The 21,592-nt window shown below is 57.6% G+C and carries 21 protein-coding genes; 3 read left to right on the top strand and 18 right to left on the bottom strand.

Annotated features, from left to right (window positions below):
• Positions 1 to 32: 32 nt before the first annotated feature.
• From DM374_RS02635 to pilM, 5 genes are all read right to left on the bottom strand, one after another.
• Positions 33 to 362, bottom strand: a complete 330-nt coding sequence (locus tag DM374_RS02635) for a hypothetical protein (protein WP_110968440.1) — start codon at positions 360 to 362, stop codon at positions 33 to 35.
• A gap of 144 nt (positions 363 to 506) precedes the next feature.
• Positions 507 to 1,073: an STY4534 family ICE replication protein gene (locus DM374_RS02640; RefSeq protein ID WP_110968441.1), complete on the bottom strand. Its 567-nt coding sequence runs from the start codon at positions 1,071 to 1,073 to the stop codon at positions 507 to 509.
• Between the two features lie 322 nt (positions 1,074 to 1,395).
• A complete protein-coding gene (locus DM374_RS34020; RefSeq protein ID WP_023629570.1) occupies positions 1,396 to 1,521 on the bottom strand; it encodes a hypothetical protein in 126 nt (41 codons plus the stop codon).
• A 250-nt stretch (positions 1,522 to 1,771) separates the two neighbouring features.
• Entirely contained in the window at positions 1,772 to 2,122 is a 351-nt protein-coding gene (locus DM374_RS02645; RefSeq protein ID WP_110968442.1) for a hypothetical protein, read from the bottom strand.
• Between the two features lie 896 nt (positions 2,123 to 3,018).
• Positions 3,019 to 3,459 carry a type IV pilus biogenesis protein PilM gene (pilM, locus tag DM374_RS02655; protein WP_110968443.1) on the bottom strand — a complete coding sequence of 147 codons (441 nt, stop codon included), beginning with the start codon at positions 3,457 to 3,459 and terminating at the stop codon, positions 3,019 to 3,021.
• A gap of 152 nt (positions 3,460 to 3,611) precedes the next feature.
• Here pilM and DM374_RS02660 point away from each other — a divergent pair, with 152 nt between their 5' ends.
• Positions 3,612 to 3,842, top strand: a complete 231-nt coding sequence (locus DM374_RS02660; protein ID WP_110968444.1) for a helix-turn-helix domain-containing protein — start codon at positions 3,612 to 3,614, stop codon at positions 3,840 to 3,842.
• Positions 3,817 to 4,977 (top strand): tyrosine-type recombinase/integrase, encoded by a 1,161-nt coding sequence (locus DM374_RS02665; RefSeq protein WP_110968445.1) that lies wholly within the window; start codon positions 3,817 to 3,819, stop codon positions 4,975 to 4,977. Before DM374_RS02660 ends, DM374_RS02665 begins: the two co-directional genes overlap by 26 nt.
• A 969-nt stretch (positions 4,978 to 5,946) precedes the next feature.
• Here DM374_RS02665 and DM374_RS02670 read toward each other — a convergent pair.
• Genes DM374_RS02670 through pilL2 form a run of 10 tightly spaced genes read right to left on the bottom strand, consistent with a single transcriptional unit; the run spans position 5,947 to position 16,362 of the window.
• Positions 5,947 to 6,189 (bottom strand): hypothetical protein, encoded by a 243-nt coding sequence (locus tag DM374_RS02670; protein ID WP_110968446.1) that lies wholly within the window; start codon positions 6,187 to 6,189, stop codon positions 5,947 to 5,949.
• Position 6,190: 1 nt separating this feature from the next.
• Positions 6,191 to 7,465 carry a shufflon system plasmid conjugative transfer pilus tip adhesin PilV gene (gene pilV / locus DM374_RS02675; RefSeq protein ID WP_110968447.1) on the bottom strand — a complete coding sequence of 425 codons (1,275 nt, stop codon included), beginning with the start codon at positions 7,463 to 7,465 and terminating at the stop codon, positions 6,191 to 6,193.
• Complete coding sequence (locus DM374_RS02680; RefSeq protein ID WP_110968448.1) at positions 7,455 to 8,399, bottom strand: ATPase, T2SS/T4P/T4SS family; 945 nt, start codon at positions 8,397 to 8,399, stop codon at positions 7,455 to 7,457. The genes pilV and DM374_RS02680 overlap by 11 nt, the downstream gene beginning before the upstream one ends.
• A gap of 11 nt (positions 8,400 to 8,410) precedes the next feature.
• Complete coding sequence (locus DM374_RS02685) at positions 8,411 to 8,926, bottom strand: type 4 pilus major pilin (RefSeq protein ID WP_110968449.1); 516 nt, start codon at positions 8,924 to 8,926, stop codon at positions 8,411 to 8,413.
• Between the two features lie 22 nt (positions 8,927 to 8,948).
• On the bottom strand, positions 8,949 to 10,115 hold the full coding sequence (locus DM374_RS02690; RefSeq protein WP_110968450.1) for a type II secretion system F family protein: 1,167 nt from the start codon (positions 10,113 to 10,115) through the stop codon (positions 8,949 to 8,951).
• Complete coding sequence (locus DM374_RS02695) at positions 10,108 to 11,646, bottom strand: GspE/PulE family protein (RefSeq protein ID WP_110968451.1); 1,539 nt, start codon at positions 11,644 to 11,646, stop codon at positions 10,108 to 10,110. The genes DM374_RS02690 and DM374_RS02695 overlap by 8 nt, the downstream gene beginning before the upstream one ends.
• A gap of 12 nt (positions 11,647 to 11,658) precedes the next feature.
• A complete protein-coding gene (pilP, locus tag DM374_RS02700; RefSeq protein ID WP_110968452.1) occupies positions 11,659 to 12,177 on the bottom strand; it encodes a type IV pilus biogenesis protein PilP in 519 nt (172 codons plus the stop codon).
• A complete protein-coding gene (pilO2, locus tag DM374_RS02705) occupies positions 12,167 to 13,492 on the bottom strand; it encodes a type 4b pilus protein PilO2 (protein WP_110968598.1) in 1,326 nt (441 codons plus the stop codon). The genes pilP and pilO2 overlap by 11 nt, the downstream gene beginning before the upstream one ends.
• Positions 13,493 to 13,504: 12 nt before the next feature.
• Positions 13,505 to 15,226 carry a PilN family type IVB pilus formation outer membrane protein gene (gene pilN / locus DM374_RS02710; RefSeq protein WP_110968453.1) on the bottom strand — a complete coding sequence of 574 codons (1,722 nt, stop codon included), beginning with the start codon at positions 15,224 to 15,226 and terminating at the stop codon, positions 13,505 to 13,507.
• Entirely contained in the window at positions 15,223 to 16,362 is a 1,140-nt protein-coding gene (gene pilL2, locus DM374_RS02715; protein ID WP_110968599.1) for a PFGI-1 class ICE element type IV pilus protein PilL2, read from the bottom strand. Before pilL2 ends, pilN begins: the two co-directional genes overlap by 4 nt.
• A gap of 176 nt (positions 16,363 to 16,538) precedes the next feature.
• On the opposite strand from pilL2, the gene DM374_RS02720 reads away from it, so the two are divergent.
• Entirely contained in the window at positions 16,539 to 17,213 is a 675-nt protein-coding gene (locus tag DM374_RS02720) for a DUF6710 family protein (RefSeq protein WP_009399145.1), read from the top strand.
• Here the strand turns inward: DM374_RS02720 and DM374_RS02725 are convergent.
• The 3 genes from DM374_RS02725 to DM374_RS02735 form a co-directional block, all read right to left on the bottom strand.
• Positions 17,203 to 19,170: a DEAD/DEAH box helicase gene (locus DM374_RS02725; RefSeq protein WP_110968454.1), complete on the bottom strand. Its 1,968-nt coding sequence runs from the start codon at positions 19,168 to 19,170 to the stop codon at positions 17,203 to 17,205. The genes DM374_RS02720 and DM374_RS02725 overlap by 11 nt on opposite strands.
• Positions 19,167 to 19,469, bottom strand: a complete 303-nt coding sequence (locus DM374_RS02730) for a hypothetical protein (RefSeq protein ID WP_225422434.1) — start codon at positions 19,467 to 19,469, stop codon at positions 19,167 to 19,169. Before DM374_RS02730 ends, DM374_RS02725 begins: the two co-directional genes overlap by 4 nt.
• 137 nt (positions 19,470 to 19,606) lie before the next feature.
• Complete coding sequence (locus DM374_RS02735) at positions 19,607 to 21,517, bottom strand: DNA topoisomerase (protein ID WP_110968456.1); 1,911 nt, start codon at positions 21,515 to 21,517, stop codon at positions 19,607 to 19,609.
• Between the last annotated feature and the right edge of the window lie 75 nt (positions 21,518 to 21,592).

A 21,592-nucleotide genomic window follows, 5' to 3' on the forward strand; every position in this document is an offset into this window, starting at 1 on the left:
AAGCCCGGAAGAAAAGTCTCTCCGTGCGATTTTCAATGAGGCATGAAGTCATCATCTACATAGCTCAATTCGAGCTCATTCATTAAGCTCTTGTACTTCCTGAGAAGCCCAAGTTCTTCAAGCATCGGTTGATGCTTCGGGCGGTAGTTGTGAAGGTGATCCGAGCCTGCAAGCTCCCATAAGGCTATCTCCCACTCACTGTCCCTATCAAAGAGATTGAGCGGTGTTTCTGCAGAGCCAGTATAGGGGGGTATTGCTGTTGAAAAATCGAGTTCAATCTTATCGAGAACCCGCTCATGCGCGTAGAGAACACCAATCTTGATGATTAGAGATAGTCTTTCAGGATAAGTATTAGTGTGCATTTTTTAGCTCCAAGGGAGGTGAGGAATACGCCTCCCCTAGGAGATCGGCGTCCCCTAGTGGGTTGGAATCAGGTGGTGTGATCAGTTGATCGGCACGATCGTGGGCAGAAAGTAAAGGCGCTGAAATCAGCGCCTTGATAGGGGTTACGCGGCCTCGTTGACCTCTTGGGAACGATCACTGCCGAAGACTGGGGGAAGCTGTTCACCGAGCTGCTCGGCGCCTGGCTGACCTTGGTCTACGGGTTGGTCCTGGTCGCCCGGACGGTCCGTATCATCAGAGTGGTCTTCATTGCCAACGGGCGGGTTGGTGAATTTTGGCTTCGCTTCGTAAACCAGCTTGCCGTCAACTTTGATCCAGCCGATGAAGAGCAAACGGCCTTTGAGGCTTGCGCCGGCCTGACCCTTCTTGTCGCCTTTATCGTAGGTGAAAGCATCAGCCCAGATGTCGCCGATTCGGAAGGAGACGAGCACCTTCTTTTTGGCTTCAACGGCCTGCTGGCAGCGTTTGATCAGCGATTCTGCCTCGGCACCGACAACATTGCAGTCGATGTAGGAGTACTCGGCTTTATCAGCCGAGCCGTGCAAGGCTGCAACGGTGACACAGGTGAAGGGCTTGCCCTTGCGGGGACTGACTTCACGGATACGGTTGAGGTAGCCGATGCCAGTGGTGTGCAGGTCGAAGAATTTGGCTTCGTTGGATTGGTTGCTCATGGTGATTCTCCAGTTTCAATAGCGAAAGCGGAGAAACACTTTGCCCATGGGGGAAGTATTCCCCGCATGGGTTGGGATGTAGCAAGTTGGGTGGGCTTCCATCAATCGAGAGATTGATCAATCGCGCTTCCGGAAGCTTGGCGATTTTGGGGAGATCAACACCGTAGTGGGTGTAGCGGTCTTTCAGATCATAACCGCTCGGGCTTGGGTTACTGACGACGTCAGCAGCTCACAGTCACAAGGATGGAAACGGAGAAACACATTGTCAAGCCCTGAAAGAAAAAAACCTCCTGGTGGAGGGTTAAGTTGGGAAAATAGATGATCAATGTGCTCGAAGAATCTTCTGGCACCGGCGTTTGATGTTAGGCCAATCGGCCCAAACTGCCATGCCGACGCAGATGACGAGCAGGGCGGTGAACATGAGGATGCCGAATGTGGTTTGGCTCATGTCATTCCTCCGGGGTGAGGTAGATGCCTGTTATCCAGATTACAACACCTACCACGAGGGCGAAAGCGGTTAGGAGACGGCTAGTGCTGAGGAAGATACCTACGAGGGCGGCGGCAACGGCCGTCGTTCCGATCTTGCGAAGGTCGTCTGCCACTGCCGCACGTTTTTTTGAAACCATGGCGTTCCTTTGATCGCCAGGCCCTCACCTTGCCAGGTAGGGAGCCTGGCACTGGTTGAGGTTGGAGGGGAGTTAGATCGCAACTGGAGCTATGAGATCGTTCAACGGGCCCATACGCAGCTCTGATGCGTTGGATTTGCTCGGCTTGCGCTGACGGGGCCGGCGCTTGGTCGGTGGTACCGCTTTGGTGTTGATTTCGTACCACTGGTTCAGATCAACGCCGCGGCGTGAAAGGGTTGGAATGCGGCAAAGCTCATCCCAGTCGTTGCGGGTGGGCGTTATGCTCGCGAATTGAACGACAGGCCGGGCGTGGGCTGGGACGACTGGGGCTGGACGTTTCATGGCGCGCAGGAACTCACGGGTGAGAGTGCCGAGCGCGTAGCCAAAACGGAAGCCGATCGAGGGTGCGGACATTGCGGTCATGGTGTTTCTCCTGCGGTTTAAAAATGCGGAGAAAACACTGACCCTGACGGGGAAATGTATTCCCCGCTGGGTTTGCGGAATGAGCTTCTATCGACGGAGGTCGACCGGTCGTGCTACCAGAAGCTAAACGACCTTGGGCTGTTGGACCACACAGACTTCGTGCTGCAGCATTACGGATCCGAGCTGCATGGGGCATGTTGCTGACGACGTCAGCAGATCACCGCTTAATAATCGGAGCGGGGATGGATTGTGTCAAGCGGAGGGGGCGGAAAGGGGGGAGAGAGAGGGAGAAGGCCGGCTGGATCAGCCCTTGGAGGTGATCCAGCCGTATTTGAAAAAAAGTTGAAGAAGCCACCTGTGTCGAAATCGTCGATCCCTGGGCATTGATCGTCTCGATTCTCATCACCTGGCCATTCTCGTGGCTTTGGCCAGCAAACATGAGGCACGCATCCGCGCACAAAAGGAGCCCGGCTTATCGCCGGCGGGCCACCGGCAAAGGAGAGAGTACCCATTGGGTAGCCTCATGAACCTTTCACAAGTCCATCAGGCTACCCAAGGGGAGGAAAAGAGGAGGGGCCACATTACCAATGTGGCCCTTGGATCAAAGAAGCACCGAACCTCTTGAAACTCTATGTGCCTTTGAACCCGATCATCACGAGTTAGACGGCTGCGCGACTAGAGAGAGCAGGGAGACACAGGGAGAGCTTTCAACCAGATCCGCACGCCCTTCCCGGAGCTATAGCGTGCTTACGGTTTGGTGTTGAGGCGAACCACGACACCTGGGCGCTACTGATGACCGACAGTAGCCAGCGGGGTTAAACCAGAACTGATGTCATTATGGGTTGTACAACGGCCGGGACGCAAGGCTCGTAGGCATTTTCGCACGGCGTCAACGGTCAATAGACCGCAACGACTGCCCCTTCCGGGACTGGCGCTGGAACAGCGATGGCCATGCTCCCCCCCTTCGGCGAGAACAACTGGCCCGACCGCTTAATACCTACCGTCATGGACTCAGTGCGCTCGCTCAGTGCGGAAGGCAGGCCGGCAGGAACCATTCCGCTGACGTAGGTGTATGAGACCCCTCCGACGATGTATGTGGCGATCCCGTTTTGCTTGATGTACCAGCTCGGAAGGTTCAGCGATGCGTCCGCCGGCGCTCCAGTGAATCCAGGATTGGTCTGGGCATACTCTGCTGCGGCAGAGCGGTAGATCAGCATGCTCCGGCTGAGAGCATCGATCGTTGCCTGCTCAGAAACGACCTCATCTGTGTGCTGCACCTGGGTGAAGATGCCTCCTGCCACGATTAGCAGGGTCATAGCGATCCAGTAGATGTACATGAAGAAATCCTGAGGATTAAGCGTTGTGGACTATAGTCCGCTGACGATTATAGTCAACAACCCGAAAATTCTGACCTTTGATCTCGTGATCTCGGGTTGGACTTTTGGAATTACAACCAGACTCTTCGAAAAAGCACAATCATGCTTTCGGCATGGTGTTGGCCGAGTTGCGCATTGCTCGGGGCATCTCGCAAGAAAAGCTGAGCTTCGAAGCTGGTGTAGATAGGTCGTACATCAGTCTGCTTGAGCGTGGCCACAAATCTCCAACCCTGGATACCGTTTTCAACCTTTGCCGCGCATTGGAAATCCGATTCGACCAGCTGGCCAGGCTGCTGCAGGCCAAATTGGAAGATTTGAATGACCCAGGACATGACGCTTGCTGAGGGATTGACCCTTTATCGACAGAAAGTCTCCGTACTGAAGAAAGGCTTTGTACAAGAAAGTTACCGTATCTCTAGTCTGCTCAAGTCCAAGTACGCCGACAAGAGCATGCGTGAGTTTCGAAGTCCAGATATCGCTAGTCTCCGCGACGAACGTCTGTCGCAGACCAACCCAAAAACGGGTTCACCGATTTCACCATCGACGGTGCGCCTGGAGATGTCGTTGCTGTCGAACGTGTTCGACATCGGCCGGATCGAGTGGGGGGTATGCGAGTCGAACCCAGTCTCGAACGTGCGTAAGCCGAAAGCAGCACCTGGCCGTGATCGACGCTTAACCGCCCGTGAGGAGCGCCAGATCATGCGTTATTGTCACACGCATCCCACGCCAGACCTCTATGTCCTTGTCGTCCTGGCAATCGAGACGGCTATGCGCCAGGGGGAACTGTTGAAGCTTGAGTGGGAGCACATCAGCCTACAACGGCGAATTGCGCACCTCCCGGATACCAAAAACGGATCGAAGCGGGACGTGCCCCTGAGCCTCAAGGCTCGTGATGCGTTAATCCAGCTCGGTGCACGATCGAAGGGCAAGGTGTTCGGCTATACCGCCAATGGGTTGAAGTCGGCCTGGCGCATCATGCTCCAGCGCCTGGATATCAAGGATCTTCATTTCCACGACCTCAGACATGAGGCCTGCTCGCGCCTGTTTGAGCTTGGCACGCTCGACATCATGGAAATTGCTGCCATCAGCGGGCACAAGAGCCTCGCAATGTTGAAGAGGTACACCCACTTAAAAGCCTCTAGGTTGGTCAAGAAGCTTGAGGGGAATAAGCATCGTGGTCAGCAGGTGATCATCAATCATCTAGTTCCGTATCCTGCTGTAGTTTCGGAAACCCCTAACGGTGTCATCGTGCGAGTGCTCGACTTTGATGGTGTACAAGGGGCAGGGCGGACTGCGGAGCTGGCAAAGCGCGTGGCGCAAGATGCGCTGCTACGACATCTGATGGTGTCGTTGCGAGACAAGGAGCCTATTCCAGCGCCTGACCAGTATTTAGAGCCGGTCAACGAGGGCGACATAATCATGTTGGACCCGTTGAGTCAGAATTGTCCCTTAGAAGGGAATCACACCTTTTTACGGTGATTAGGTGATGCCTACAGATTGCCCTGGCCAGGTAGGCTGGGCATCTCAGTGAGATCCTATTGCCAATCCGGTGTGTGGAAAGGTAGTGAGCCGAAATTTGTTATTGCTGGGGAATTTTCTGCAGGTCCTGGTGAAGTAATCAGGATGATCTCTGCGTCAGAGGGAACCTGCTTTCAATCCGGATTTTATACAGCTTCTCTGAATAACTACGATTCGTTCAATGGTCGAGTATATGTAGGGCCTGATGGGTATTGGTATGTTTCAACTGTTGGTAGCGCCTATGCACGTGGACAAACACTATTCGCGACTTGCATCAGAAGCTAACCGACTATCGTGACTCGATTAAGTTTGCCAATCCGGTGTCTGGGTTGGCGGAATGGATCGTAACCTTGAGTACACAGTTAAACCCGCGAGTTCATGGTTCTCAGCAAACCAAACATGTGGGTCCATGGGAGAGAGATGGCATTTAGCCGGACTGTCTGAAATGTACATTCTCAGAGCGATGGGGCTCAATTCGCGCGTCTATTATTGGACTAGTGCGTGGGGGGACGGCAGAAGCGTTTATTTTCCGCCTTAGTGATGCAGCTCTAGCTACTGCTGCGGGTGGAGCGGCCGTCCCTTTTTATTGCGTGCAATAGGATTGCTAAGATGGTCACCTTTGGGGAAGTTCTCTACCAGCCTGGCATCTTAATGACATTGTATACAGGCATTGCAGCGAGCCCCACCTTACCGGAATTGTTACCATACTGCCCGCTACTATTAATGCAGGAAGCGGAGTTTCCGCAATAATTGTATCCAGTTGTGCCGCAGTAAATGTTCACGGAACACCAAGCATCCCCCCAGAATAGACCGCCCTTAACTTTCCCAAGGCCGTAATATCCAAATCCTACGCCAGGCATACTAAATTGATAATACGCCACGTCTGCTGAGACACCTCCCCACACACCGGATTGGCAAGATGGCAATGCGTCACGTCGAAATAGTTGTGTGTACTTTCGCTTTTAGCAGGTAATTTAAATGCTGCCCTAGCGAAGAAATTTGGTCGGTGTCAGTCAGGGCTTTATAAATCAATCGCAAGGTTTCCAACGCTTTGGCGGACTCTGCAAGCTCTGTGGAGAACTCTTTAGTCGCCAATCGCTCAAGAAGAGCATGCTGTGAACTAAGAGTGGATATGGTCGCTTCGATTAAAACAAGAAAATCCAAACTATTCATATCACCACTCCCTCACTGAGGATGTTATGGGCAGGTCTTTAACACCAACCGTGTATCCATAGAAGTTGTAATGAGTTAGTACCCCTGCATTCGCGATCGCACAACTCACGCTACTGCCACAAAACACGTAGCCGAATCCACCACATACATCAGACCGGCATTTAATGTTTCCAGAAAACAGGCTGCCCGTTACAGTACCGGTCCCGCTGTACCCTGTATTACCGTTTATGCCGAGTTGCCATCCGCCAAGCTCGCCCGAACCGGCTGCTGTCCACACACCGGATTGGCAAGAAGATGTGAGGCACTGGCAGGTCAGCGGCGCGCCCAGATTGTTTTTCGACTGGATACCTATCTTCGGGCAGGCCTGTCCTTCGACAGCGGTGCTCTCGATGTCCAGGTATTCCCCAACTGTCACACGTCCATCCGCCTGGAGCGTGCCGCCGCGGATCTCCCCGCCGGTCAACAGGCCCTTGTCGTTCAAGACCCTGACCCAGTCAGTATCGGACTGATAGATGCCGCCTCCCCACTTTTCGTTCACCCACCCAGTGTCGTTCTGGCTTCTGAACCAGCCGTCCTTACTGGTGATATCGTTCGTCGTGGTGACAGCGCGGGCATTGTTAATGTCGTTGCCACCCATATCGATCGCCGTGTTCATCCGGTTGTACTCAGGGTGACCTGGAACAGCGTTGCGATAGAGGTAGTCGTTGGCAAGGTCTCCATCCATGAGGAACAGAGCACTCGCGGTATGACCCTGTCCTGGATTGATGCCGTAGTTGCTCAAGGCGAGCTCCCAGCCTCCACGGACTCCCTGGATGACCCCGGGCTTCAGCGCCGAAATGAAGCCGCCCGGCCCGCCCAGGTGCTCCGCGATCGTACGAATGCCCAACTCAGGGATCGCCTGGCCACCGGTGGTCACCACAATGGCCTCCAGCTGATTGGCATTCAGGCGCCTGGCCAGACCAACGATGGTCTGGCCGAAGCTATTGGTCGAGCTGAAGCTCCCCGGCAGATATTTGGTGTTCTGCATCATGTCCACGGTAATCTGGACGGGCGTTGTCGGGCCGGCGTTGGAGAGCACCACGGCATAGTTGTCCTTCAGGTACTTGGCAAAGGCGTCTGCCACGGTCCGCTGCTGTTCGGCGGCGATCCTGTAGTCCTGGTGATTCCCCAAGCTGAACATCCACCAGGCTGCGAGGGAGAGCATTATGCTCAGCACGATCAGGCCGAACAGCGCATCGATGGTAAAGAAGCCAGCCTGCCCGCGTTTACTGGCCATGCCAGAGACTCCTGTTCGATTGTGTGACGATGTCTTGCTCGATCATCTGGAGATGCCCGCTGCGGATCTTTTCGCGGATGGACGGTGCGTCATCCAGTGTGAGCAACAGGGTTTGGAGTGTCAGCCGCGGCTGTCCGTGTTCTGGGCGCAGCAGGGTTTGATGAATCACCGCCGTCAACCCTTGGGAGAGCACCTCCATGGCATTGGGCATCACTGGCTCGGCGAGCACAGACAGACGCTTGATGGCCCCCCCTATGCTGCCCGCGTGCCCCGTAGAAAAAATGAGGTGGCCGTTGATGGATGCCTTGATGACCTCAACTGCCGTAGCTGTGTCCCTCACTTCTCCGACTAGAATGAGGTCCGCGCGCGTGCGAAGGGCACGGATCAGCGTTTCTGAGTAACCTCCCTGGATGCGGGAGACTGGCAACTGGATGCAACGGCCTGGGCCATGTTCCCCTTGCAGGAGAGTTTCTGGCGGATCCTCGACCGTCAGGCCAAGGCCTCCGAGGGACATCAGCCGAGCCTTGACCGCCGAGGCTGCACTGCTAGTCTTCCCAGTCCCCATCTCTCCGGCGAAATACACAAGGCCTCTGGTTTCCTCTGCGAGCAGGCACTCGTAGATATGATCCGGCAGCCCAAGATCTTCGAGGGGGATGATGGTTGCTCTTGAGCGGTTCAGTACAAAAAATGCCTTGGTGAAGACATCCAGGTTGTACGTCACCCGCAGGAGCACTCGCTCTTCGAGCACAAGGGAAAACTCAGGCTCACGTGTCGTCTCGTACTGACGCAGACACTGTGCCCGAAGCTCCTGGATCTCGGTCAACCATTCCGCAGGAACGGGGGCTCGGCGGGGCTGGCCGGCGAGCCCCTTCACATCGGAAAAGTCGTGGCCAAGGTAGAGGTCCACGAAATCAGCATCTGCGATCAAGCTCACGCCGGCAGCCTTCAGTAGGTGGTCCAGGAGATCGAGTTCATATCGTTGGAGCAGCTTGTTGCTGCAGTCGCGGGAAGCACCTCGCCGCTGGTTGACGAACCACCGTTGATGGCAGTGGTGGTCTGCTTGTCCTTGGCGATCTTTGTGGTCAGCATGATGCAGGCCGCCTTGGGCACGTTGCTCTCGGAAAGAGTGAAGGTCATGCCATTGCTCACAAGTGTGACGGCGCCATTCCACTGATTCGTCAGGTTGGTACCTGAAACGCCCATGGAGCCGGTTCCGTCAATGGCGATCAGCGAAGGGACCAGGTTGGTCCCGGAGGTCCCGTATCCAGACGACCCTTTGAGCTTCTTCGCGTTGGTGATGATGGTGGTGATATTGCTTTGCTCTACAGCGGCATCAGAACTGCCGAGCATCTTGTAGCCGATCCAGGCGATGAAGCCCAAAGCAATGGTGATGAGCATGATCCACAGTGCTCCGTCGATTGACAGGAAGCCACGTTGTTTTTTGGGGGTAGAGAGTTTCATTGATTGCCTCTGGGCTATGTGCTTAGTGTTGGATTGAGTCCATCAGGCCGATGGCGAGCTGGAAGATACCGACCATCACGAAAATCATGAGCAGGCCCATGATTACTGCGGATATGGCTGTCAGGGACTTCGAGATTGTTTCCACGCGCTTGAGCATTTGCTCGAGCCAACGATTGGCAAACCGCTCCATGGATATGGCAAAGCTCTGTCGGGTGGCCAGGACCTGCAGGAAGTGAATGGCCATCTGGTCTGGGAACTGGTGCCCTGCCAATTTGAGCGCAGTTCCGAAATCTTTACCCGAGCTCACTCCATAGTTAATGGCGTCGATCCTTTCTCGCAGCCATGGAGATGCGCTGCGGCTGAGGATGTTGAGTGCGCTCAACTGGCCTACGCCAGCGCGAAGCATCACTGACATGTTGAGCAGGAAGATCGAGCCATGCAGTACCTTGTAGATCGACCATGGTGGAATGCTCTCGAGTCGCAGCCTGGTGATTTGCAATAGCAGGCTGAGCTGTGTTTTCCATGCCGGGCTGTTCGGTCGAACCTGTAAACCGCAGAAAAATGGAAGCGTCACGAACGACACGACGATCAGAGTAAACACCACCGCCACTATCAGCAGACCATAGTGCGTGACCAGCTTGGATAGGGCATACAGAAGACCTGGGATGCCTGTCCACAGCTCAGGGTCTTGGCGTTGGGCCATCGACGGCACCATCCATGTGGCGATGACATAGAGCAGTGCGCCCATGAGGCTCCAAGTGATTGAAGGAAGCGCTACGACTGATATGACCAAGCGAGCTATGCGTTGGCGAGCCTCGATAAGCCGGACGCAATCCCTGAACGCTCCGACCAGATTGCCGGTTTTCTCCCCGGTCTCGACCAGGGAAGCCTCGTCATGTGGCAGGTGGCTCCTGCAGGCATCCGCCAGAGATTTACCACCGCGCACGAGCATAGCCACTTGACCACAAATGACCGACACAGGGTGCATCGTCGTTCCATCGCTGCTAAACGCTTTCGCAACGGTCTCCAGCGCTTCCTCGATCGCAATCCCGTCCTCGAGCACGCCCATCAGGCTTTCGTAAAACTGGATTCGTTCGTTCTTCCCAAACTGCTTAGCGTAGAAGGTGACTACCCATCCCTGGGCGGCCTCCCGTACGCCTGTCCAGAAGTCCTGAAGCAACTCAAGCATCGGATTGCTCCATCAATTGCCGGTCGAAATCGAGCGGCCCCGCAAAGAGCTCGGCATCGCGTGGGTCCACTATGCCGCTGGTGACTTTCATGATCCCGTGGGCGATCTTGGTGATGCCGCCCATCTCGTTGACCCAGTACCTGCGCGCAGCGCTTGCCCCGCGCCTGGTGAACGTATCCATGAGCTTGACGTTGGTCAGTAAGGTTTCGGCGATAACGGTGCGATCGACGACCCCGAGGTGCCTGCACTTGCTGCAGCCTTCACCGATCAGGTTGACTTGGTCGACAATCTTCAGTTGCTTCAAACGGACGAAGAGATCGCTGCTGATGCCGTGTGTATGGTCTCGGAGCGGGATGCGGCAGGCGGGACAGAGAACTGGCACCAGGGACTGGTTCGCGATCCCAGTGGTCAATAGTGGGTCGGTGACCAGGTAATGAGCCACGCCCATATCAATCAGGCGCTGGATGGTGGCGATCACGTTGTTGGTGTGCAGTGTCGTCCAGCCCTGGTGGCCCGTCATGGCGCCGGTATACGCTGCCTTGGCCGACTCCAGATCGCGTAACTCACCGTACATGAGGACATCGGGGTCCAGACGTACAGCATTGGTAATCCCGTCACCCCAAGTCTCGCCGGCGTAGATCGGTGATTGGTTAGCCTTAAGCGGATACTCAGGAGGATTCTCGAGCGTAAGAATGTGTCGGGAGCCACGGGTCTCGTCGTGCAGCGCGTTGAGATTGACCTGCAGGGTCTTGGATTTGCCGGAGCCTGTTGGCCCAGTGATCAGGTTCAGCCCAAACGGAAGACCTCGCAGCCTTCTGAAATGCTCTGTCTGCTCAGGCAGAAAGCCGAGCTCCTCGAAGCTCTGCTTGGACGTGTCGTCGTACAGCAGACGCATCACCATCAACGGGCCATCCACCAGCGGTCGAGTTGCAACCCGTGCTCCATACAGCCCGAGCTGGTCGACGAATTTGCGGCTAACGCGGGCATCCTGAGCGATATGGGGCTGGTAGTAATCGCCGGAGACATCGCACATGCTGTTGTACAGAGCAGCGCAGAACTCCCGCCCTACGTCGCTCTTTTCCTGACGTACCTCTTGAAGGATCCCGTACAGCCGATATTTGATCTGAGTGACATCATGCGAAACGACGATGTGAACATCACTGGCGCCGCGGTGATGGGCGTCTCCCATCAGCTCCACCACCTGGGCTTGACGCTGAGTCTCGACAAGAGCCTTCATGCCCGTCGACACCGAGGCCTGATATAGCGCTTTGATCTCCGTCATCGATGCGGAGATGACCTCGAAGTTGATCCCCTTGTGGTCCAACTGGTCCATGAAGGACATGACATAGGGGTCGCGGACATGCTGGGGGGAGATGTACAACTTCCCATCGGCCGTCAGCGCAAGGACCTGTCGCAGATCGTCTTTGATTGGATGAGGGCCGCCTGGTGCGGTCAGCACCGCCACTGGTAACGGTGACAATGCCAAGTCGACAGGCTCAAGGTCGACGGGCTCTGCGGATAGCTCGGTCATGTTCAATGCTCCTCAGGGTTGGCCGGGGATGAGGCCAGGCAGGCTCTGTTGTGGTTGAGATACCACCCGGTTTCCAAACCCTAAGGGGAACCGCTTCCCCTCCTTGCTTAGTACCACCCCATCGAGCGTGATCTGCTGGACTCGGAAACCGTTGGGTACCTCGCTTCCCGGCTTGGCATCGACCTCGCTGCCGTCGCCGTAGATCAGGCTTGCCCGCAGTTTCTGTCCTGAGCCGCTGATTTCTTTCACTACTGGCAAGGGCGACTGGCGCGGTGCAGGAGAGGTTGGGGTCACGGTGGGAGTGAACCTAGGAGCAGGGAGCTGCGCTACTGGCTGAGGGGCGCTAGGAAGTGTGCCGTTTGCTTCGAGTTCGGCCTTGCTGCGCTCGGCCTTTGCCTTAAACAGGATGGTTTCGCTCTGCACCTTGCCGAGCTCGCCGACGTTGATGCCCGAGAGGTCGGGGACGGCAGCAAGGGCATTGGTGATCGGCAGCCAGCAGGCCAGGAACAAAAGGCTGAGGTTATTTCGCATACAGGACTCCTGTGACCGACCAGATCAGGTGGTCAGCCTTGTATTCGGTCTTGATCTCCTGAAGGCGCAGTCCCTGGGTTGGCGCGCCATTGAAGGAGTCGTAAGGCAGAACGCCGGTGGTGTAGGAAAGCTGGTATTGCTTCCACTGAGGTGGTGGGGGCGGCGGTGGTGCCGGCTGGCCCGGCAGAGCTGGCTCCTGGGGAATAACCACCGGCATGGATTGCAACTGTGGCTCCTGAGAGAAACTGTGGAACCAGCTGGTCAAACTCTCGAGAGCGTCCTTGGCCTCGACCAATGCGTCGTCACCCGCAGCGTCAATGGCAATGTCGAACCTCAGGACCCCGGACTTTGCCTGGTCGGTGAATTCCGGGTATATGGAGAAAAGCTCTCTGACGGCCGTCGTGAAATCGTGAGCAGTGCTGTTACCAGCACGGTCGTAGGTCGCCACGATTTGAGAACCGTTGCACTCGGCCTTGTTGATGGGCCAGCCCTGAATATTCAGTGGCAACTGGTACATCACATGGCTGCATGCCGCTACGAAGTCAGTGACCGAGGGTTGTTTCGCCCAGGGATGTTCCAGCGCCTGGAGAGGTTGCTCTGTACCTGTTTGCCGCTGTAGCTCGGCCAACTCCTCGAGGCGTTTCTTCTCCGCTTCGATGGCAGCCTGGCGCGCAATCTCTGCCTGGTGGGATTTCCATTGTGACCAGGCCAGCAGGCCGCCACCGATCAGGAGGACCACCAGGAACAGCTGGGCCAGTTCAGGCTTGGACATCCCAAACACGAGGGGACGTAGCCGATACTCACGCTTGAGCCGAGATGGTTGGAGTAGCTCGTCGACGTCGATGAGCTCGCCACCCATGGCAAACTCGGTCGGCAAGAACTCTCGCTCGAACTGGATCCCGCGGCTGCGTTGCTGCAACACCCGCTTACGGACCTCTGATGCCGTGGCAATCAGGTCGCAGCCCGGGATGATCCTGCCCTCATGGACCGCGACGATGGCATATCGGTCTTGATCGGCGTCGACGGCCCAGGCAGCAATCCACGAATCCCCGAGCTGGCCAGCCAACGTCGCAGCCAACGAGTACATGCCTTTGTGAACGTCAGAGGAGCGAGAGACAAAGCCCGCCTGGATCATCAGCGACGTTCTTCGGATAGCCACGATGTCCAGGCCGTGCTCATGGCCATACTGGCGGGCTTCCTTCATGTAACTGGTCATATTGCCCAAGGGCGTCCAAAGCATGCCAGTGACGAAGACGCGCCCTCTGTGCTGAATGGTCTGCACCCGGCTCGACGGTTTGGGAGTGTCGCTGTTCATGAGCGCCGCCACTTACAAGTTGTCCGGGAGGACAATTGGCGTCACCAGCACCACCAGGGCGCTGTGGGACGTCGAGCGGGTTCGACCCCCACCTAAGGCGAAGAAACTGGGGCTTCCCACGCCGGACTTGCCAGCGTCGTCGCTGTTTTCGTCGAAGCCAGTGAGAATCAGCGTTTCACCGCTGCGAAGGCGAACTTTCGGCGCAACGTTTTTGGTGTCGTAGTCTGGGATCTGTACTTTCGAGTCGTTGCTCTCAAAGTCGGCAAAAATAGGCTTGCTGCTGATGTTGAGGGTTATCCACAGCAGCAGGTTTTCTTTGTCCAGAAGCTTTGGCAGCAGCATCATGTTGAAGCCGCTCGTAATGGACGCAGGAGTCAGAGAGGTGGTGGACCCAACAGATGCTGTGGTCGAAGTTGAACTGGAGGAAACGTAGCCCTTGACGTTACCTATTTGGATCGGGGCCGGCTGCAGGTTCAGCGTGGTCACCGATGGCGAACGCACCTCGGAGACGCGCCCTTGCTCTGACAGGGCTTGGACGACGGCCTTGGAGCCGGCCCACGGAGAGCTGGACGTATCGAGAATGCTGCCGCTGGCCGAGATCGCCTCTGAGCTGATTCCGGCGACGGTGTTGCTCAGGCCGAAGCCCCATTTTCCGGAGATGGACTTATAGACGGCGCTCCAGTTGACCGCCGTCTGGTCGCTGTCGCTGAAGTTCACCTCGTAGACCTTGACGTTGAAAAGCACTTGTCGAGTGATGCTGCGGTTGGTCTCTTTCAGGTAGGCCGAGATGCGATTCAGCACCTCCGGCCGATCGCTAACGGTGAGAGTGCCGGTGGAGCGGGAGAGATATAGCCGCCCTGGGGGTTGCATGCTGAGCATGGCTTTGACGTTGCTCTCGATGTCGCTCATTAGCGAGGTCTTGTAGGTGGACTTGGTGCTCTGGTTGCTGCCGGACTCGCCCGTGGCCCCCCCCGAAGAGGTTGAGGATCCAGAGTCGCCATTGCCCGTGGAGGTCAGCAGGCCAGATTTGACGGTACTTTCGATCTCCAGCTCATCACCGAACGTCCATACGTCGAAGGTTCGGGTGTCGAAGTACGTGATGCGTACGCCCTGCAGTTCAGGGTCGAAGTGCCAAGATAGCCCCAGGCGAGCGGTGGTCTGGTTCAGCAACCCCGAAACGTTGCCGTTATAGTTCAGCCCGGAAATTTGGCCTCCAACGTTACCGCTCAAGCTGAGGTCGAACGAACTGGCACTGCCCGGTACAGCGCCGGCGATGCCGGTTGGCATGAGACCAGCCAGGCTGTCTGGATCTGTTAAAGCCTGAGCAGTGCCCCGTGTAGCTGCGCCGGCAGGCTTCGAGGAGAGGATCGCGGGATTCAATGCGTCAGGCGCTACGATGACCTGCAGACCGGTTTCCTTGGTGATCAGCTGAGCCACGTCAGTGATTGAGACTGATCCAGCAGGCCGATAGGAAATATTCCGGTCCAGGCTGAATGGAAGCCCGCGCCTGGTCACCAGTGGCTCCGTAGAGACCCACGGCTTATTGCTGAAAACGACCGTGTCGCGGTTCTGCTGTGGCTGCTGGTTCTGCAGGAACTTGTTGTACTGGCTAGCCGTGCGGCCCTGGAACTCTGCTCGGTCGAACGACTCATTGACCCGTTGCACGGCACAACTGCTCAGCAGGGCCAGAGCAATTGGAGTCAGTGCCCAGTGGACCCAGGGAAACTTGGTCATTTCTTCTTCCTCTCAGCGACGTACAAGACGCTCTGGGAGCCTTCGCTACCATCGACTACGAAGGATCGCGGGGCATTGTCGTAGAGCGGGAACAGCTGCTTGACGGCTTCCTGGAACGAGCCCTCGAAGTGCAGCGGTGCCTCGATCGGATAGTTGAGGTCTTCCTGGGCCCAGATCACGCGCCACCGGGCTTTTTTGGCCCATTCCTCAACGCTATCGCGCAGGGTTGATCCAACTTCGGCCGTCCATACCTGGGGCAGCGGCCGGGGTGGTGGAGCGGGCTTGACCTCGATGGCTGGGGCCGCCACTGCTGTAGTGGTCACGGCAGCCGCTGGCTTGGATGCTGCAAGTTGGTCGGGCGCTTTCGGTGCTGGGGACGCAGGTGTCGAAGGTTTAGCCGCGGTGGTGACCATCGCAGCCGGGATAGAGCCATCCTTGGCGGGTGCCACTGGGGGGAGCGCGGGAGCCACTGGCGCTGGGGCTGCGACAGCGGGCGTATTCGTGGAGATGGAAGCGGGAGTAGGCACTGCGGCGACGACTACGCCTGACGTCGAGGCCGGTGTGGCGGAGCTGGTTCCAAGAGCCCGCGCTTTGTCGGCGTAGAGCTCGCCTGCCGGCGTCGACGGGGTTGGCAATTGGTAACCGGGGCGAAGCACGAAGCACACCTGACGGTTCACTTCATCGATCTTCACCTGCCAGGCTGGGCCGGCGAGGACCTGGAGGGTATTGCGCAGCGTCATCGGGCCAAGTTTGTACTGGGCTGCCGGCAGAGGTCGGGTGTACAGGATGTTGACGTGCTGCGAACTGGGCGGGCAGAGGGCGTACCCTGACCGGTCGACCACGTAGAGCATGGCATCCCTAACGCTTGGGTTCATGCTGGACGGGATGGTCACGTCGATGATCTGTGCCATCAGGTCCCGCTGGCTCGCGTCGGGTTGGGTACTTACCAAGGTGTAGCGGCCATACCGAACAACCGGCTCTTTTTCCGGGGTCGCCCCGTTCGGGTAGATGTCCGGAGACAGCCATTCGGGATTGCGGCTGCTATCGAACGCCGGCTTCGGCGGCTGCTCAGCCTTCTGAATCGCACAACCCGCAACGAGTGCGACGAGCGAGAGAGTGGTCAACTGCCTGATCATGAGGCCCCCTGTAGTCATTGAGGGCACGGTGACAGCCAGCAAATTCTCATGCAGCAGGAAATCAATATCACACAGAGTTAGAATTTCCGGCGCGCTTGATGGAACGCAAGCAGGTTGCCGCTTAGGGTGCCGAGGTTGGCCTGACCTAGAAATGGAAATGATCAACGGAGGTGATAATGCTCGACAGTCGAATTGCCGCTTTCGAACACCTGATGGACTGGGCGAACAGCCTCAGCGCTGAGCACAATCGGCGCGGCCTGGAAGACCTCATAAAAATTGTGCTCAGGCCCGTTCAGGCCGTTCACTTACGAGACGCACTGCTTCGACCTCGGCATGCGGGCCCTCAGTCGCTGCACTGGATGAGCTCACTTGGTGGGCTGTGGGATGGTTACGCCGATAACGGCACTTGGGCCGCATTTCTGCTGAAGAATTGCCGCCGGCCAGTTGATCAGAGCTCAAGCATCCGGTTGGCCAGTGACATGGTAATCCCAACTTTGTGGTCGGAAAGCAGCATACTCAACAGCCTCGGCATGATCGGCGAGGGGCGAGAACTCGGCGCGTTCGTGCAGGATCCAAACCATAGCGTGACCCTAATGCAGCCGTTGAACATAGCTTGGGTCAACGGCGGTAACCATTCGATCGCCCAAGGCATTCTGGGCGGGGAAGGGGTGCTCGTACCTGATGATGTTTATGACGTTACCGAGATCATCAGGGGAGTGCGTTTTGATGGCGAATGCTGGGTCTGTCGGAAGACCGGCGACAAATATGGTTCACCAATCTACGTTGAGTTTGGATGGGCCTGGGAGATCGCACGCTTGCTGGTCGACCTCCCACGCGGATCTACTGGCTGATGGTCGCGGCGAGCATAGCCTTGGCCAAGGCGTCCTGCTGCTCTTCCGGCTCAATGAGCTCCAAGCTGACTTGGCGCTTCGCTAAGAGCATCTGCCAGAGTTGCTGATCGATGCTGTTCTCCACGAGGGGGATCTTCACGATCACCGTCCTGAGCTGACCATTCCGGTACGCCCGGTCCTCGGCCTGATCCTGTTGTCCGGGTGTCCAAGGCAGGCCCAGGAAGAATACATAGTTGGCGGCCGTGAGGTTGTTGCCTGTACCGGCGGCTTGGGTGGTGCAGATGAAAGCCCTGCAGTCGGGGTCGCCCTGGAACTTGTCGATCGCCTTCTGGCGCTTGGTGAGTGAGTCACTGCCGACCAGGGTGACGTTCCCGATACCGGCTGCATCGCACAGCTCCTTGAGGCGGGCGACGGTGGGTTTGAACTCGCAGAACAGGATGACCTTGTCTTCGGGGTCCAGCTCGCCCAGCAGGTCCATAACGACTCTGACCTTCACCTGTTCCAGGTAATGGCGAAGCGCGCCGAGCCTGGCAAAGATGGGCCTGTCCTCGAGGCGAATGCAGTCGTACTTCTTCCGCTCCTCCACCCCCATCGCCACGGGCAGCAACTGCCGGTGCTTACCCTTGAGCCCGGGCAGAACGTCTTTGCGCCGGCGAAGCATCCAGTCGCCCAGTTCTGCCCGGAGGTTTTGCCGGAACTCTGGGCTGCCGGCGAAGCGTTCGCAGAAATCGCTGAGGGGCAACTGGCCGACCGGGTGCCCCGATAGACGTAGCAGGGTGTGCAGCTCCGTCTCGCGATTGAGGACAGGCGTGCCTGTCAGCAGATAGCGATTAGGCACCTTGGCTGCGATATCGAAGCCATGGCGTGTACGCTCGGCAGTCGGCTCCTTCAACTGGTGCGCCTCGTCGACCACTAGAACGTGGTAATGCTCAGCCAGCAGCACGTAGTCGCCGAGACGCTCGTAGTTGATCAGCATCCATTGGACCAGCGGGTCGTGCTTCTGCACAGCGACTGTCGCGTCGGGGTAGACCGCCAGGATTTCGCGCTGCCAGTTGATCAGCAACGAGGAAAGGGTCACCACCAGGATCGGGCGACCGGCTGCACTGATATGCGCCGCGATGATGGCCTGGCGCGTCTTGCCGAGGCCCATATCATCAGCCAGCAGTGCGCTGGTGCGCTGGAGCAGGTGAGCGATGCCAGCAGGCTGGTGATTGAGCAGGGAATAGCCGACCAGGGCCTGGGCGATTGTGGCATCTGAGAACTCGGTGCGTTCGATCGGCGAGACGGCAGCGAGGTAGATGTCGTTGGAGCTCTCCTCACCGCTGGCGGCTGTCGAGGGTTCCTGAGGAGTACCGCCCAGGCTGATGCGCGGGATGTCTGCTGCTGGAGTAACAGAGCCATCGCCCAGGAGCTCCTGTACAACGTCCAGGATCTCGAACTGATCCTCTACAAGACCGAGCTCCAGGACCAGGTTGCTGCGCAGGATCTCGGCGGTGGCGTTGACTCGCCACGAGCTGGATTTTCCCAGGAACACTCCCCGCATCCGGCGGGCCACTGCAACGACTCCAGGATGATAATCTCCGGACAGCAGCACGCCGCCGTCGGCTAGCGGAGCAATTCGCAGGAGCATTCCGGAGATGAAAGCGTCTCGGCGTGGGTTGGCCAGTGCGCTCTCGATCTTCTGGCGGAATGCCTGCCATGATTCAGTGACCTTGCCACCGGCAAGCTCGATCAGCTGGTTGTACACCAGGTCCAGCTCGTCGATGAACTTGGCCTTGGGTACGCGCCAATAGCGGCAGAGCGGGTGATCACCGCGGCGAATGAAGAACCCGCTACGGGCGAACATGACCTTGTTTGCGCCCTCGATGTAGGGCATGAGGATGCCCATGTCGTAGCCGTCGAACACGGCAGCTTCGAGCAACACTGGCTGGCTGTTGAGGAGGCGTGGACGTTTCAATTTGCGTCCGCGCTCTTGGGCTTCATCGGCACCGTTTGGTCGAGGTGGTAGGCCGCGACCCAACGGGTTAAGAGCACTGAGCCGTGGAGTGATCCTCCCTGGCCACTGATTACATACGCAGCTGGTTCTGCGTCCTTCGGCACACGTCTGCGCTCCTGCTTCCAATACCCGGCGGTCTTGATGTCGTCAGGTTGTAGCGGCCAGCTTGACTCACCTGGCCGGGACTCATAATGGGGTATCTTCGGATTGTTCGCCTGCTCGGCCTTCAGCCGATCAATGACTTTCTTGGAACGAGCCACAAGCACCTCCGGGAGGATGAGTAGTCAACACGTCATCATTCAAGGTGCGCCTGCCCGCACCCGTAAGAGCGAGCAGATTGGCAGCTGGGAGTGAGCGGCTACAGGAGAAATGGATTACCGCCAGCGAAGCATTTCGGCTACATGCCCCTGGGCTTGGACATATCCGGCTTGCCGTTCACCGAGGGGTAGCTCACACGGCAGTTGTTCACCTTGTACCCGGTGCATCCCCAGAAGTCGTAACCACCATCACCGCGCTTCTGGCGGCGCGCCAGTGGCATCCCGCACTTGCCGCAGGAATGGCCGCCCTGGGTGCCTGATGAAGCTTCAGGCGAACGCGTCTTCATCGCCACTGTGGGCGCCTGGCGGAGGGCTGCGAGCTCCGTCTGGAGATGTTGAAAGAACTTGGCAACCACCGAGCCGTACTGCTCATCCCCCCGTGCGATTCGGTCCAGGTCCTTCTCCAGCGTACTGGTGAACGCCAGTTCGACGAAGCTGAAGCGGCCCTCCAACTGGTCGATGGTGCTCACCCCTAACGAGCCAGGGACCAATTTGCGCTTCTCCTCAACGACCAGGCCTTTGCCGGTGATGTTCTTGATGATCGATGCAAACGTGCTGGGGCGTCCGATCCCCAGTCGCTCCAGCTCCTTGATCAGGCTTGCCTTGGTGAAGCGTGCCGGCGCCTTCGTCTTCTGGTTGAGCACCTCACCCTGAAGCACGCTGAGGATCTGTTTGGGTTCGAGCACCGGCACCGGATTCTTGGGGATGTCGGTCGACTCTTCATCCGTCTCGTCCTTCTGCAAAAGCTTCATCCAGCCGAGATAGGCGACAGTGCTGCCAGTCGCGGCGAAGCGCAGAGGCCTCTGATCCGGCCCCCTGGCCAGCAGTTTGGCCATGCGCACGTCGTAGATGGCGTCTGCGAGCTGGCTGGCCAGCGCCCTGACCCGGATGAGCTTGTACAGCGCTTGCTCATCAGCAGACTCGCCTGCAACTTCATCCTCCCAGGCGGTTGGCGCAATTGCGGGGTGACCTTCCTGGGCGCTATCCGCAGCCTTGAACGTCCTGCGCTCGTCAACAACGTCGAGGCCTTGTCTGCGAGCCGCTGCCTGGATATCTGGCATGGCTTCATCGGCCAAGTTGGGGTTATCCGTCCGGTGATAGGTGATCACTCCCTGTTCGTACAGGCGCTGCGCGACCTGCATGGTTTTGTCCGGGTCCCATTTCAGCGCTACGCTGGCCGCCTGCTGCAGGGTGGATGAAATGAACGGTGGGGGTGGCGGGCGCCGCTTCTTTCCGTCTTCACATGACTCGACAATTACCGTGCGTGTTGCGGCAACTCTTGCCGCGAGTGTGCCGTCTTGAATATAGGGGTTTTCTTTGCTCGCGAAGTCGGGGATCGGTTGCCATACGGCAGTCCAGTCCATACCGGTGGTTTCGTCCTTGAAGGTCAGCTCTACCCCGAAGTGGTGGACCACCTTGAAGTTCCTGATTTCACGCTCGCGCAACACCACCAGGTAGAGGGCAGGTGATTGAACTCGACCAGCGGAGGTAGGTTGGCCCAGGACTCTGCGAAGCTCCTGCGTGACCAGGTAGCCCACCAGGCGGTCCAGCACTCGACGGCACTCTTGTGAGGCAACGAGTTGCCCATCGATTCTCCGTGCATTGGCCAGGCCCTCCCGTACTCTGGCTTGGGTGATCTCATTGAACGTGACTCGCTTGTACTCGCGGATCCCCAGCGCCTGCTGTATGTGCCAGGCGATACTTTCCCCCTCCCGGTCCGGGTCGGTGGCGATGTACACCTCCGTGGCGTCCTTGAGCGCTTTGCGAATGGTGCTGACGTTGCGGGCACTCTTGGGCAGGATCTCGTAGACCGGACGAAGGGTCTTCAAGACGCCGGTTGTGATCATCGTGTCGTCCTGACCCGATTGGGGGAGATCACGGATGTGGCCACCAGATGCCACCACCACCCAGTGCTCGCCAGGGCGGATCTTCTTCATCATGGGCCCAAGCTTCTTCAGCTTGCCCGGTGCCTCGATGATCATGAGTTTCATAGGGTGTCCCTGCACAGATAAATCAGGGAGCACTCTTGCCGCCGACCGGGGACGGCACAACGCGAAATGGTCAAC

This window comes from Pseudomonas huaxiensis, assembly GCF_003231275.1.
GTDB classification, from domain to species: domain Bacteria; phylum Pseudomonadota; class Gammaproteobacteria; order Pseudomonadales; family Pseudomonadaceae; genus Aquipseudomonas; species Aquipseudomonas huaxiensis.